The sequence below is a fragment of the Dyella koreensis genome (assembly GCF_044904565.1).
In the GTDB taxonomy this organism is placed as follows: domain Bacteria; phylum Pseudomonadota; class Gammaproteobacteria; order Xanthomonadales; family Rhodanobacteraceae; genus Dyella_D; species Dyella_D koreensis.
In genome coordinates this window covers 64668-77646 of sequence record NZ_JADIKD010000011.1, presented here as the reverse complement: position 1 = coordinate 77646, position 12979 = coordinate 64668, and the positions used below count along the sequence as shown (strand labels likewise).

The following is a 12979-nucleotide window of genomic DNA, read 5'->3' as shown; positions in this document are numbered from 1 at the left end:
GAAGCAACAGGCAATGCGGATGCAGGGCAGACAGGGGCAGCCGGAGCATGCGTTCTGGCTGAAGCAACTGCATCGCTGGCACTGGATCAGCTCGGCCCTGTGCCTGATCGGTATGCTGTTGTTCGCCGCTACCGGCATCACGCTCAACCACGCGGCGCAGATCGAGGCGAAGCCGCAGACCGTGCATCGCGAAGCGCAACTGCCCGCACCGCTGCTGCGTGTGCTGTCCGGTGAGGAAGAACACAAGGGCGTCGCGTTGCCGGCCGCCGTCGCCGACTGGATCGGCCATGCCATGCAGTTGGACGTAAGCGGTCGCAAGGGCGACTGGTCGGCCGACGACATCTATCTCTCCATGCCGCGCCCCGGCGGCGACGCCTGGCTCAGCATCGACCGCGTCACCGGCAAGCTCGAATACGAACGCACGGCGCGCGGCTGGATTTCCTATCTCAACGACCTGCACAAGGGCCGCAATGCGGGTCCGGTGTGGGGTTGGTTTATCGACGTGTTCGCACTGGCCTGCGTGGTGTTCTCGGTCACCGGCCTGCTGCTGCTCAAAATGCATGCCGCCCAGCGTGGCGCCACCTGGCCGCTGGTGGCGTTGGGCCTGGTGCTACCGCTGGTACTCGCCCTGATCTTCATTCACTAGAAAGGAACGCCGATGCGTCGCCTGCTGTTTTCCATGCCTGCCTTGTTGCTGGCCGCGCCTGTCGCCGCCGCCGATCTCGATGTGACGGTGCAGATTCCCCAGCTCGATGTGGCGGAGTACCACCGGCCCTACACCGCGGTGTGGATCGAGCGCGAAGACCACAGCGTCGCTGCGCAGTTGGCCGTGTGGTACGCGCAGAAAGAAACCAAGGAAGGTGCCGGCACCAAGTGGCTGCCGGAGCTGCGCCAATGGTGGCGTCGGGGCGGCCGCGAATTGCAGATGCCGGTGGACGGCGTCTCCGGCGCGACGCGGCCAGCGGGTCAGCAGCAGTTGAAGTTCAAGGACGGCAAGGCGCCGCTGGGCCAGCTCGCGGCGGGCAAGTACGAACTGGTGGTGGAGGCCGCGCGCGAAGTCGGTGGCCGCGAAGTGGTGCGCGTGCCGTTCACCTGGCCGGCAGCTTCATCGCAACACCTCGACGCCAAGGGCGGCACGGAGCTGGGTGTGGTGAAGCTCGACATCACGCCCTGATTCTTCAATCACTTTTAGCGGAGTCCGACATGCTCAAGCGTTCCCTGCCTTTGGCTGTTCTCGCCCTGGTGCTGCCGCTCGCAGCGCAGGCGCACAAGATGTGGCTGCTGCCTTCGGCCACTAATGTTTCTGGTGCCGATCCGTGGGTGACGGTGGATGCCGCGGTGTCCAACGATCTTTTCTACCCGGACCATGTGCCGGGCGATCTCTCGCGTCTGGTGATCACCTCGCCGGACGGCCAGACTGCTAAACCGGACAATACGATCACCGGCAAGTATCGCAGCGTGTTCGATCTGCACCTGACCCAGCAAGGCACCTACAAATTGGCGCTGGTCAACACGGGCGTGTTCGCCAGCTACGAGCAGGGCGGCCAGAAGAAGCGCTGGCGCGGCGACGCGGCGAATCTGTCCAAGGAACTGCCCGCCGATGCCAAGCAGGTCGAGGTGAGTGAAGCAGTCAATCGCGTGGAAACCTTCGTCAGCAACGGCAAGCCGAACGACGCGGCGCTCAAGCCCAGCGGCAAGGGGTTGGAGCTGGTGCCGGTCAGCCACGTTACCGATCTGGTGGCAGGTGAGGGCGCGACCTTTCAACTGCTGCTGGACGGCAAGCCGGCCAGCGACATCAAGGTCAGCGCCATCGCTGGCGCCACGCGCTATCGCAATGCGCAGGATGCGTTCGATGCCACGACCGGCAAGGATGGCAAGTTCACGCTGACCTGGCCGCACGCAGGCATGTACTGGATCAATGCCAGCACGCAAGACGACAAGACCAGCGTGAAGCAAGCCAAGCAGCGTCGCCTGTCGTACACGGCGACGCTGGAAGTGTTGCCGCAGTAAGCGTCGCCATGGTCATGCCGGCGCAGCGTCACGCGAGACGCATCGTGCACAGCCTGCACGGTGAAACCATGGGCACGACCTGGTCGGCGCGCGTGGTGGCACCGGCCGACATGCCACTGCATCACCTGCAGAGCGGCATCCAGCAGTGTCTCGATCGGGTCGACGACCAGATGAGTACGTACAAGCCGCATTCGGCGCTGTCGCGTTTCAACACCGCGCCAGCCGGCACCTGGCATGCGCTGCCGCAAGCGTGCTTCACCGTGCTGACGCATGCGTTGCGGCTCGCCAGCGACACGGGCGGTGCTTACGATCCCACGGTGGGGCCGCTGGTGAATCTGTGGGGCTTCGGCCCCGCGGCACGGCCAGACGGTACGCCGTCCGATAGCGCGATTGCCGAGGCGTTGGAACGCGTTGGCTGGTGGAAGGTGAAGCTCGATGCGGCGAACGAGATGGCCTATCAGCCAGGCGGCAGCTACGTCGATCTTTCCTCGGTGGCCAAAGGCTATGCGGTCGACCTGGCAGGCACATGGCTGGACGGCGCCGATATCCCTTCCTGGCTGATCGAAGTCGGCGGCGAGCTGAAGGGCAAGGGGATGAAGCCTGACGGCTCGCCATGGCTTATAGCCATCGAGCATCCGGATGCGAGCGGGCAGCACGGGCGCGTGGTGTCGCTCAGCGGTCGCGCCATTGCGACATCGGGCGATTACCGGCGTAGCTACCGCAGTGGTGAGCAGACCTGTTCGCACCATATCGATCCGCGAAGCGGCAAGCCGGTGCGGCATGCTGTAGCCTCGGTCAGTATTCTCGCCGCGCAGGCGATGATTGCTGATCCGCTGGGCACCTCTATGACAGTGATGGGGCCAGAGCATGGACTGGCCTACGCGCGCGAGCGCGATCTCGCTGTGCTGTTCCTGCTGCATGGCGAGCATGGATTCGAAGAGCGCATGTCGCCGGCCTTCGCCGAGGCTATGCGCGCGTGAAGCATCTCGCCGCCATCGACAAGGAGCGGTTGGGCAATCTCGCGGTGATAGTTGCGCTGGCTGTCGTGGCGGTATGGCTGCTCGATCTGCATGCCGAAGCGATGCAGTGGCGTGATCCTGGTCTTGGCCGATGGCTGGCTGCGGGATTGAGCATGTCAGTCTGGATGGTTTTTGTGATGCTGCTGCGTCGACGGCGGGTGTGCGCGACCACGATGCATTTGCCGATCGCTGAGGCGGCTGATGCCGGTGCGATCCTAGTGGCGTATGCCAGCCAAACCGGCTACGCGGAACAACTCGCGCATCAGACGGCGCAAAGCCTGCTGGCCGCCAGGCTGCGCGTGCGGCTGGCTGAACTGGGTGGACTCGATGTACCTGTCTTGCGTGCCGCTGGCCGTGTGCTGTTCGTGGTCAGCACCACTGGCGAAGGCGATGCGCCCGACAGCGCGGCGGCCTTCGAACAGTGTTGCCTGCGGCAGGTCGGCAAGCTGGACGGGCTGCGCTATGGCCTGCTCGCACTGGGCGATCGCGACTACGAGAACTTCTGTGGCTTCGGTCATCGCCTGCATCACTGGCTGGCGCAGAGCGGCGCGCAGCCGTTGTTTGACCCGGTGCAGGTAGACAACCGCGACGATGGCGCCTTGCGTCACTGGCAGCATCATCTTGGTCTGCTGAGTGGCGCGAATGAGCTGCCCGACTGGCAGCCTCCGCAGTACCAGCGCTGGCAACTGGTCGAGTGTCGCTTGCTCAATCCGGGCAGCGCTGGCGGTGCATGCTTCCATCTGGCGCTGCGCCCGCTGGATGGTGAGCTGGCGTGGCAGGCTGGAGACCTGGTGGAGATCGAACCGCGCCATGCCATGTCCGACATCAGCCGTTGGCTGGATGCGGCGGGTTTCGACGGCTCGTTTCCATTGAGCGATAGCGAACGGCGCGAATCACTGGCGGCCTGTCTCTCGCGCAGCCACCTGCCACAGCCCGCCGACGTCGCCGGTTACACCATGGAACAGCTCGTCACCTGTTTGCGGTCGCTGCCGCATCGCGAGTACTCCATCGCCTCCATGCCTGCTGACGGCGCGCTGCATCTGTTGGTGCGCCGCATGCAACGCGACGACGGTACGCCGGGCATCGGTTCCGGCTGGCTGACGCAAGGGGCTGCAGAAGGAGGCGAGGTCGCGTTGCGCATCCGCGCCAACCCGGGCTTCCACATGCCGGCGCAGGATGTGCCGCTGATCCTTATTGGCAATGGCACCGGCCTGGCCGGGCTGCGTGCGCTGTTGAAAGCGCGTGTGGCGGCCGGGCATCGGCGGCATTGGCTGTTGTTCGGCGAACGGCACGCGGCACACGATTTTTTCCATCGCGATGAGATCGAGCGATGGCAGTCGTCCGGTCATATCGAGCGTCTCGATCTGGCGTGGTCGCGCGAAGCGGCGACACCTGTCTACGTGCAGCAGCGTCTGGCCGAAGCAGCAGACGAGTTGCGCCGGTGGGTGGAGCAGGGCGCCGCGATCTACGTCTGCGGCAGCCTGGCTGGTATGGCACCCGGCGTGGATGCGGTGCTGCGCGAAACGCTGGGCAGCGAGCAGGTAGAGCAATTGCGCATGAGCGGGCGCTATCGCCGCGACGTCTACTGAGTACGGCGTGAAAGTTTGCGCCGTGACCTTTGGCCTATGCCTCGATCCGCGTTCATAGCGCACCCTGCATCAGGTTTTGGGGAGACATCACGATGCAGAAGCGATGGGGCTTGGCGGGCAGCCTTGGGTTGGCAATGGCGTTGATCGCCGTTTCCTGGCATGGCGTGGCACAGGACGCAGCGGCGCCGCCACCTGCGACAAAGGCAGTGGATACCAAGCCTGCGGTCGCAGCACCTGCCACTGAAACGCCGGCGGCGGACGTCGTCGAAATCCCCCTCGTCCACGGCAGTGCGGCCGGCATAAGAACACCCAGCGCACCGAACGCGTGGGGCGGCGAGCGCAGCGGCAGCGAGCCGACCCTATCCGACCGGGTGGTGAGCTATCGCATCGATGCGGAACTGGACGCAGCCAAGCACACAGTGACCGGCAAGCAGCAGATGGCCTGGCGCAACCGCAGCGATCGCGCGGTGCGCAGCGTCTACCTGCATCTTTATCTCAACGCCTTCAAGAACGAAGGCAGCACCTTCTTCACCGAACGCCGCGTGCTTACCGCGCATGGCCGCTCGCGTGGCGCGGCAGTGCTGAAGAAAGGGCAGTGGGGCTGGATCGACCTTGAGCGCGTGCAACAGGGCGGCGCCTCGCTGAAATGGAGTTTCGTGCAGCCGGACGATGGCCCGAAGAGCGACGAGACCGTCGTGCGCGTCGATCTCGCCCAGCCGGTACCCGCGGGCGAGACGCTGACCCTGGATATCGATTTTCTCAGCCAGCTGCCACGCGTGGTCGAGCGCACGGGCTGGTGGGGCGACTTCAATCTGGTCGCGCAATGGTTTCCCAAGATTGCTGTGCTGGAATTGCCAGGCGAGCGCGGCGCTACCGAAGTGCAGTGGAACGCACACGAGTTCCACTTCAACAGTGAGTTCTATGCCGACTTCGGCAGTTACGACGTACGCCTGACCGTCCCCTCCGACTACACCGTCGGCGCAGTGGGCGAGCAGCAGGGCGAGCCGTTGCAGGCCAACGGCAAGACGACGTACCACTTTATACAAGGCGACGTGCACGATTTCGCTTGGGTCGCCGCCAAGGGCTTCAAGACACTGGACGGTAGTTACACAGGACCGGGCAGCCCGAAGGTGGCGGTGCGCGTGATCTATCCGCCCGAGTACGCAGCCAGCGCACAGCCGGTGCTGAAGGCCACGATCGATTCGCTGGGCTATTTCTCGAACACGCTGGGCGCGTATCCCTATCGCACGGTGACGGCGGTGGTGCCGCCGTACAACGCGGCGGAAGCGGGCGGCATGGAATACCCGACCTTCTTTACGGCGGAGGGCTACGCCACCATCGATGAGCGTACGTCGGACCAGTGGGAGATCGACTTCGTTACCATCCATGAGTTCGGCCATGGCTATTTCTACGGTCTGCTCGCCTCGAACGAATTCGAGGAGCCGATGCTGGACGAAGGCCTCAACGAGTACTGGGACGAGCGCATGCTGCGTGAGCGCAACCAGCGCATCCTGGTGCCGAGTTCATGGGCGGCACGTATCGGCGTGAGGCCATCGATGGATGTGTTCGTGCAGGAGCGCATGGGCGCGGGTCTGAAGTCACCGTACGATCCGCTCAGCGAGAATGCCTGGAACCGCTTCTCCAGCAGCAGCTATGGCACGGTGTATTCGCGCACCGCCACCGCCATGCACGATCTGGAAGAGCGCCTGGGCAAGCCAGTGATGGAGCGCGCCTTCCGCGAGTACTACAAGCGCTGGCATTTCAGGCATCCCTCCGTGGCCGATCTGCGCGCCACGTTGATCGATGTGTCCGGCGACGCCAAGAACGTCAACGAGATCTTCGACCAGTACGTCTATGGCACCGCCTTCATCGATGACCGTGTGGCGTCTATCGATAACGAAGAAGTGTTGCCGCAGTCCGGCGTGACGGACAAAGACGGCAAGCGCAATGAAGTGGTTGCCGTCGAGCTGGAAAAACAGATCGACAAGCAGCGCGATGCCTGGGATAAGTCGCACCCGAAGGCCAAGCCCGGCGAAGGACCGTTCCCCTGGCGTGGCACCGTCACCGTAGTGCGGCAGGGCGCGCCGGTGGCGCAGCTCTTGCGCGTGAAGTTCGCCGACGGCAGCAGTGAGGACGTGCACTGGAACGATCAGCGGCGCTGGGCGCGCTTCGTATTCGACAAGCCGTCCAAGGTGGTGTCCGCCGAACTGGATCCCGAGCAGAAGATCCTGCTCGACGCCAACAAGCTCAACGACAGCCGCACGGCCAAGGGCAATGCGGCGGCGTCGCGACGCTGGACTGCCGATGTCACGGCCCTGCTGCAGGCCTTCTACTCCTTCCTGGTGACGCTGTGATGGCCTACAAAAACTCCCGTCGTATTGCCTTCGGTGCCTTGCTGAGCGCTCCGTTCGCCGCGCTGCAATGGCGTCTGCTGCTGCTATGGGTGCTGCTGATGCTGTTGCCGGCAGTTGCGGTTGGTCTGCCGTTGCTGCAGGCGTTGGGTGGCTTGCTGGATCACTCGGTGCATGCTGAGGCATGGGCGCGCCAGTTCGACGCCATGATGTTCGGCGATACCGTGCGTGAGCTCAGCAGCAATAGCGGGGCGTTGACCGGCGCCTTCTTCGCTGCACTGGTCATCACGTTGCTGCTGACGCCACTGCTCAACGGCATGATCGTAGGCAGTGGTCGTGCCGGGCGTCCGTTGGGTTTTGGCCATCTGCTGCAGAGTGGCGTTGTGGAATACGGCCGTATGTTCCGATTGATGCTGTGGTCGTTGGTGCCCTATGCGGCGGCGGGGTTCCTGGTAAAGACCGGCATGAATCTGCTGGACGACAAGGTTGATGTCGCGATGCTGGAATCACAGGCGGACTCCGCCAAGCACCTTACGGTGTGGTTGCTCGGCCTGGTGGTGGTGCTGGCGCAGGTGATTGCGGAGTCCGGCCGTGCCGCCTTCATCGCCGACACCGGCCTGCGTTCGGCGACGGTGGCGATCGGGCGCGGCGTCATGCAGTTGCTGCGGCGCCCGTTCAGTAGCCTGCTGGGTTACGCACTGATCACGGCGATCGGTTTCGGTATCGCCTTTGGCCTCGGCGTGGTGCGTGCGCACACCACGGCAGTGGGTGGGCTGGGGTTACTGCTGGCTTTCCTGCTCAGCCAGCTGGTGGTGGCGGCGATCGGCTGGACGCGCATTGCCCGGTTATTCGCGCTGGCGGAAGTGGCGCGTTCGCTGGGTGGCGGTCGGCGAGCGGGGTTTTGAGCCGACGCAGAGAGAGGGTTTGACCCTAGGTGGCCAGTGGATGGCCACGCTGTAGGAGCGCACCCTGTGCGCGAAAGCCCTTCGATTGCAGGGCCGCTTGTAGAGCGCGGCCCTATCGGGCCGTTTCGCGCACAGGGTGCGCTCCTACAGAAGTTGTCATTCTTCGGCGGGATGGACGTCCAAACGAACCAGTACGATTTCGCCGCCGCCATCCACGCGCAGGCGTTCGCCTGTATGGGCATCGATCCAAAGCGACTCACCTTGGGCAACGGCCGTTGTTTCGGGGCCCGCATGTATCTGAGCCTGTCCCGCCAACATATGCACGAACCAGTGTGACGCGGAAGAAGCCGGCAGCAACATCGCGCCCGTCAGTGGGCGAACCACCAGTTCGCCTTCGATGCCGTCGCGAAGCATCAGGTTGAACGCACGCGTGGGACCTTCGGCCAGCTCGGCGCGTGGGGCTGCGCCACCGTCAAAACGGGCGACACCGAGACGTAGCAGTTGCCGATCCGTGCCATCCGGAAAACGTAACGTCAATGGCGCATCCAGCGTGGCGAACTGTCGACGCACGCCAGGCAGGATGGAGAAATCGGCATCACGATCGATCTGCGCGATGCTCAGCCGCCATTGCCAATCGGAAGCGTCGGGGCCGCTGTCCAATACAGTGGTAGTGCCACCGCCGTTGGCCCATGGTTCCGCGCGCAACGCATCGGCGGGCACACGGCGGAACCGCGTCATGCGTAGGCCCGGCGGCTCTCGCGATAAGGCGGGTAGTAGGCGAACACGTGGTTGTAGCTGCCGCAGAAATCCATGTCTTCGATGTGCTCGCCGCCGAGGCGCTCGGCCAGGCGGTCGGAGGCTTCATTGCCGATGCGCACCAAGCTGATTACGCGCTGCGCGTGCAACTGGTTCCACGCGTAGTCGAGGACTGCAGTGCAGGCTTCGGTGGCGTAGCCGTGGTGGCGCGACTCCGACTTGAGCATCCAGCCGAGTTCGATGCCTGGCCAGCCTTCCGGATTCATCAGACCGACGCGGCCCACGAATTCACCGGTGTCCTTCAACTCCAGTGCCCACATGCCGTAGCCGCGCAATTGCCAATGGCCGAGCAGCATCGCGAGGGAGCGCCAGGCATGTCCGCGATCGAGCGGTTCGCCATCGCCCACCCAGCGGGTGCTGGTGGGATCGGCGAGCATCGCGGCGTAGTCGTCGAAGTGGCGGGCGGAGAGCGCGGTAAGGCGCAGGCGTGCGGTTTCGAGGGTCGGAATATCGAACATCACGGCATCAAAGGGCGGGCAAACCACCCAACAGACTGGATAGGGCGCGGGTACTCAGGGCGAGGCTCTCTGCCCACGGCAAGCCGATGATTTTCTCACCAGTGGCCGTGTCGATAAAGTCCTCTTCCTGGCCGGGCGGCAGCAGGTGGCGGTAATCCACGGTGATTTCGGTGCCAGCCGGCAGTTCGCGCAGGGCGAATACGAAGCCCAGGTGCCACAGGCCGGTGGGGTCGAAGCTATGGTTGATAAAGCACTCGTCGGGCCAGTCGGGGGACACGGTGTAGCGGTCCTCGAACCAGCGGGCGCTGGCGTAGAGCTGGGAACTCAGCTCCGGCGAGCCGGTGAGCTCTGCGTAGCGCCAGGTGCGGTCGATGGCGTCCGGCGCGGTAATGATGCGCCCGGCGGCCACGTTTTCCTCCAAAAACAACCCCTTGCCAGCGCCGCCGATGGTCGAGGCGGCAATGCGATAACGCGGAAGGATCATTACGGCTGGGGCCAGGGGCAAGGAATATGGCGGGCGAGTGTAGCGCAACCGATAAGAGCCATCCCCCACCGCCTGGCGGCCACAGCGACTCAACCCTTCGGGCCGGGTCTGTTTGCCCGCAATCCTTCGTCATCACTCGGTTGTGTATCGACATACACGCCCTCGTTCTTCCTCGTCTTGCGGGCAAACAGCTCCCGGCGCGGGCCATGTGGACGGTGAGGGATGGCTCTTAGCCCGCCAGGGCCGTGCCGGTTGCGGGGCCATAGCGGCCCGTTGGGAGCTTATTCCTCGGTTTCGGAGGACTTTTTCTTGGCTTTAGCGGCCTTTTTGCCCTTGGCGGGAGCGTCATCGGCCTTAGCCTCGCCACCGGTAAGCAGGATGGCGGCGCGGTTGCGCTCGAGGATGGAGGCGCCGATGCCCTTGATCTGGCCGACCTCGTCCGCGCTTTTGAACGGCCCGTGCTCGTCGCGCCAGGCCACGATGGCGGCAGCCTTGGCTGGGCCGATGCCGTCCAGTGACTTGGCTATGGTGGCTGCGTCCGCGGTGTTGACGTTGACCGGCGTGGCTGCCTGCAAGGGAAGAGTGAAGGCCAGGGCGAGGGCGAGAGCAGCGAGTTTGCGAAGCATGGTGGTCTCCTGATGTTGGAAGGGCGGCGCAGGTGCGCCGCCGCATCACCTTGCCCGTTGGATCGACCGGTGAAAGCCGGCGCGGCTGCGGCCTTCGAGTGCGTCGCGTGCTCGCGTATCTGTGCGTTGGCCCCTACGCAACTGTCGGCCTGAGCCGGGGGCCATCAGTCGCGCTGATACAATCGACGCTTTCCCCGATCTACATAGGAGTCGCCCATGGATACCGCCCGTCTTTCCAAATTTGTCAGCGGCCTGTGGGATGACGAGATCGTGCCTCAGCTGGTGGAGTACATCCGGATCCCCAACAAGTCGCCGATGTTCGACCCGAAGTGGGTGGAACACGGCTACATGGATGCTGCGGTAAAGCTGATGGAAACGTGGGCGCGTTCCAAGCTTTCCTCGCTGCCCGGCGCGACCCTGGAAGTGGTGCGCCTCGAAGGCCGCACCCCGCTCATCTACATTGAAGTGCCCGGTCAGAACGACGACACCGTGGTGCTCTACGGACATCTCGACAAGCAGCCGGAAATGACCGGCTGGGCCGAGGGCCTGGGACCGTGGACGCCGGTGCTGAAGGGCGACAAGCTCTATGGCCGTGGTGGCGCCGACGACGGCTACGCCATCTTCGGTTCGCTCGCCGCTTTGTTGGCGCTGCACGAGCAGGGCATTCCGCACGCGCGCTGCGTGGTGCTGATCGAAGCCTGCGAAGAGTCAGGCAGCTACGATCTGCCGTACTACGTCGATCACCTCGCTGACCGTATCGGCAATCCTTCGCTGGTGGTGTGCCTGGATTCCGGCTGCGGCAACTACGACCAGCTGTGGCTCACCACGTCGTTGCGCGGCATGACCGGCGGCGAGCTGAGCGTGCAGGTGCTGGAAGAGGGCGTGCATTCGGGTGACGCCTCCGGCGTCGTGCCTTCGAGTTTCCGCATCCTGCGCGATCTGTTGTCGCGCCTGGAGGATCCGGAAACCGGCACGATCAAGCCGAAGGAGCTGTACGTCGACATCCCGCAGCAGCGCGTCGAACAGGCCAAGAAGTCGGCCGAGGTGCTCGGCACGGCGGTATACGACAAGTTCCCGTTCGTCGACGGCATGAAGCCGGTGACGACCGACCTCACCGAACTGGTGCTCAACCGCACCTGGCGTCCGCAGCTCGCGGTAACTGGCGCCGACGGCCTGCCGCCGCTGGAAAGCGCCGGCAATGTGCTGCGCCCGAAGACCGCGTTGAAACTCAGCCTGCGCGTGCCGCCGACCCTGAGCGGCGCCAAGGCCGGCCAGTTCGTCAAGCAGTTGTTGGAAAAGGATCCGCCGTACGGCGCCAAGGTCACCTTCAAGCTGGAGAAGGACGGCAGCGGCTGGAATGCGCCGCAGCTCTCGCCGTGGCTGGAGCAGGTGGTGGCTGAGGCCTCGCAGAATTATTTCGGCGCGCCGGCGGCGTACATGGGCGAGGGCGGCAGCATTCCCTTCATGGGCATGCTGGGCGAGAAATTCCCCAAGGCGCAGTTCCTGATCACCGGCGTGCTGGGTCCGCACTCCAACGCGCATGGTCCAAACGAATTCCTGCACATCCCCACCGGCAAGAAGGTGAGCATGGTGGTGGCGGAAGTGGTGGCACGGCATTTCGAACAAGCCGGCAAGAACTGATCCGCTTTGCTCCTCCCCCTGCAAGCAGGGGGAGGCTGGGAGGGGGTAAACCCTTGCGAAGACGTTGCACGACTTAAGGGGTTTGACCCTCACCCCGGCCTTCCTCTGCTGCACGCATGGGAGGGGGAATTCCTCGTATTCGGTAGGTTCTCGCCTCATGACGCTATCCTCCAGCGATCACACCTACCTCGCCGCCAATTGGTCCGAGGTGCGCCGCCGCGTCGACGATGCCTGTCGCGCCGCTGGTCGCGATCCCTCCGAAGTCGTCATCCTTCCCGTCAGCAAGACCTTCGGTGCCGACGTCATTCGTGACGCGGTGGCGCTTGGCCTGCATCGCTTTGGCGAGAACAAAGTGCAGGAGATTCGCGACAAGGCCGGTCCGCTGGCCGATTGCGGCATCGAATGGGTGGTGATCGGTCACTTGCAGACCAACAAGGCCAAGGATGTGGCGCGGCTGGCCAGCGAGGTGCAATCGCTGGACCGGCTGGAGCTGGCTGAAGCGCTGGATCACCGGTTGCAGGCCGAGGGGCGGATGATCGATGTGCTGGTGCAGGTGAAGACCTCCAGCGAAGAGAGCAAGACCGGTCTGGCGCCTGAGCAGCTGCCGGCTTTTCTGGAACAGCTGCGCCGCTTCGCCACCTTGCGCGTTCGCGGCCTGATGACCCTTGCCGTCCAATCCGAGGATCCCGCACAGGTGCGCGCCTGCTTCTGCCGCCTGCGCGAGCTGCGCGACGAGGCCGTGGGCCGCGGGCATGATCTGCCGCGTCTTTCCATGGGTATGAGCGGCGATTTCCCGCTCGCCATCGCCGAGGGGGCGACCGAAGTGCGCATCGGCACGGCCATTTTTGGCCGGCGCGGGTAGGACGGATGCCTAGCGTTAACGTTAGGAAGCGTCCGGAATTTCTGTGAGATGATGCTGGTTTTTTCGTTAGTTTCCTTTTAAATCAATCAGATACGGTTCGTCAAAATTTTTAGAACGATGGGGTTCAGTTAACCTCAATCGAACATACGATCTACATCGCTTTGCTAAGTTCACCTCTTCGTCACGGTCGTCAGCAGTGCAGACGGCCAATCCTGTGA

Annotated in this window: 13 protein-coding genes; 9 read left to right on the top strand and 4 right to left on the bottom strand. The window is 64.1% G+C overall.

The window, feature by feature from the left end; genetic code table 11:
- The first annotated feature begins 13 nt into the window (after nt 1–13).
- The 7 genes from ISS97_RS12385 to ISS97_RS12355 all read left to right on the top strand — a co-directional run bounded on the left by ISS97_RS12385 (nt 14) and on the right by ISS97_RS12355 (nt 7874).
- Nucleotides 14–646 carry a PepSY-associated TM helix domain-containing protein gene (locus tag ISS97_RS12385; protein WP_379984050.1) on the top strand — a complete coding sequence of 211 codons (633 nt, stop codon included), beginning with the start codon at nt 14–16 and terminating at the stop codon, nt 644–646.
- A 12-nt stretch (nt 647–658) separates the two neighbouring features.
- Complete coding sequence (locus tag ISS97_RS12380) at nt 659–1174, top strand: DUF2271 domain-containing protein (RefSeq protein WP_379983817.1); 516 nt, start codon at nt 659–661, stop codon at nt 1172–1174.
- Nucleotides 1175–1203: 29 nt separating this feature from the next.
- Nucleotides 1204–2010 carry a DUF4198 domain-containing protein gene (locus ISS97_RS12375; protein WP_379983815.1) on the top strand — a complete coding sequence of 269 codons (807 nt, stop codon included), beginning with the start codon at nt 1204–1206 and terminating at the stop codon, nt 2008–2010.
- Between the two features lie 44 nt (nt 2011–2054).
- Nucleotides 2055–2990: an FAD:protein FMN transferase gene (locus ISS97_RS12370; protein ID WP_379983814.1), complete on the top strand. Its 936-nt coding sequence runs from the start codon at nt 2055–2057 to the stop codon at nt 2988–2990.
- The gene (locus ISS97_RS12365) at nt 2987–4618 is read left to right on the top strand and encodes a sulfite reductase subunit alpha (protein ID WP_379983813.1); all 1632 of its coding nucleotides are present in this window, start codon (nt 2987–2989) and stop codon (nt 4616–4618) included. Before ISS97_RS12370 ends, ISS97_RS12365 begins: the two co-directional genes overlap by 4 nt.
- A 92-nt stretch (nt 4619–4710) precedes the next feature.
- Nucleotides 4711–6972 carry a M1 family metallopeptidase gene (locus ISS97_RS12360; protein ID WP_379983812.1) on the top strand — a complete coding sequence of 754 codons (2262 nt, stop codon included), beginning with the start codon at nt 4711–4713 and terminating at the stop codon, nt 6970–6972.
- A complete protein-coding gene (locus ISS97_RS12355) occupies nt 6972–7874 on the top strand; it encodes a hypothetical protein (protein ID WP_379983811.1) in 903 nt (300 codons plus the stop codon). The genes ISS97_RS12360 and ISS97_RS12355 overlap by 1 nt, the downstream gene beginning before the upstream one ends.
- Before the next feature lie 156 nt (nt 7875–8030).
- On the opposite strand, the gene ISS97_RS12350 is transcribed toward ISS97_RS12355, so the two are convergent.
- The 4 genes from ISS97_RS12350 to ISS97_RS12335 all read right to left on the bottom strand — a co-directional run bounded on the left by ISS97_RS12350 (nt 8031) and on the right by ISS97_RS12335 (nt 10258).
- A complete protein-coding gene (locus tag ISS97_RS12350) occupies nt 8031–8612 on the bottom strand; it encodes a HutD/Ves family protein (RefSeq protein ID WP_379983810.1) in 582 nt (193 codons plus the stop codon).
- Nucleotides 8609–9148, bottom strand: a complete 540-nt coding sequence (locus ISS97_RS12345) for a GNAT family N-acetyltransferase (RefSeq protein WP_379983809.1) — start codon at nt 9146–9148, stop codon at nt 8609–8611. The genes ISS97_RS12350 and ISS97_RS12345 overlap by 4 nt, the downstream gene beginning before the upstream one ends.
- Before the next feature lie 7 nt (nt 9149–9155).
- On the bottom strand, nt 9156–9632 hold the full coding sequence (locus tag ISS97_RS12340) for an SET domain-containing protein-lysine N-methyltransferase (protein ID WP_379983808.1): 477 nt from the start codon (nt 9630–9632) through the stop codon (nt 9156–9158).
- 281 nt (nt 9633–9913) lie between these two features.
- Nucleotides 9914–10258 (bottom strand): ComEA family DNA-binding protein, encoded by a 345-nt coding sequence (locus ISS97_RS12335; RefSeq protein WP_379983807.1) that lies wholly within the window; start codon nt 10256–10258, stop codon nt 9914–9916.
- A gap of 216 nt (nt 10259–10474) precedes the next feature.
- Between ISS97_RS12335 and ISS97_RS12330 the strand changes: the two genes are divergently transcribed.
- Both ISS97_RS12330 and ISS97_RS12325 read left to right on the top strand, forming a co-directional pair.
- A complete protein-coding gene (locus tag ISS97_RS12330) occupies nt 10475–11899 on the top strand; it encodes a M20 family metallopeptidase (protein ID WP_379983806.1) in 1425 nt (474 codons plus the stop codon).
- A gap of 157 nt (nt 11900–12056) precedes the next feature.
- Nucleotides 12057–12761 carry a YggS family pyridoxal phosphate-dependent enzyme gene (locus ISS97_RS12325; RefSeq protein WP_379983805.1) on the top strand — a complete coding sequence of 235 codons (705 nt, stop codon included), beginning with the start codon at nt 12057–12059 and terminating at the stop codon, nt 12759–12761.
- Nucleotides 12762–12979 lie beyond the last annotated feature (218 nt).

What these genes read in the sequence shown, in the direction of transcription:
- ISS97_RS12345 (WP_379983809.1), bottom strand. Translation starts at nt 9,148, where the DNA reads ATGTTCGATATTCCGACCCTCGAAACCGCACGCCTGCGCCTTACCGCG.
- ISS97_RS12335 (WP_379983807.1), bottom strand. Translation starts at nt 10,258, where the DNA reads ATGCTTCGCAAACTCGCTGCTCTCGCCCTCGCCCTGGCCTTCACTCTT.
- ISS97_RS12380 (WP_379983817.1), top strand. Translation starts at nt 659, where the DNA reads ATGCGTCGCCTGCTGTTTTCCATGCCTGCCTTGTTGCTGGCCGCGCCT.
- ISS97_RS12340 (WP_379983808.1), bottom strand. Translation starts at nt 9,632, where the DNA reads ATGATCCTTCCGCGTTATCGCATTGCCGCCTCGACCATCGGCGGCGCT.
- ISS97_RS12330 (WP_379983806.1), top strand. Translation starts at nt 10,475, where the DNA reads ATGGATACCGCCCGTCTTTCCAAATTTGTCAGCGGCCTGTGGGATGAC.
- ISS97_RS12360 (WP_379983812.1), top strand. Translation starts at nt 4,711, where the DNA reads ATGCAGAAGCGATGGGGCTTGGCGGGCAGCCTTGGGTTGGCAATGGCG.
- ISS97_RS12350 (WP_379983810.1), bottom strand. Translation starts at nt 8,612, where the DNA reads ATGACGCGGTTCCGCCGTGTGCCCGCCGATGCGTTGCGCGCGGAACCA.
- ISS97_RS12355 (WP_379983811.1), top strand. Translation starts at nt 6,972, where the DNA reads ATGGCCTACAAAAACTCCCGTCGTATTGCCTTCGGTGCCTTGCTGAGC.
- ISS97_RS12385 (WP_379984050.1), top strand. Translation starts at nt 14, where the DNA reads ATGCGGATGCAGGGCAGACAGGGGCAGCCGGAGCATGCGTTCTGGCTG.
- ISS97_RS12325 (WP_379983805.1), top strand. Translation starts at nt 12,057, where the DNA reads ATGACGCTATCCTCCAGCGATCACACCTACCTCGCCGCCAATTGGTCC.
- ISS97_RS12375 (WP_379983815.1), top strand. Translation starts at nt 1,204, where the DNA reads ATGCTCAAGCGTTCCCTGCCTTTGGCTGTTCTCGCCCTGGTGCTGCCG.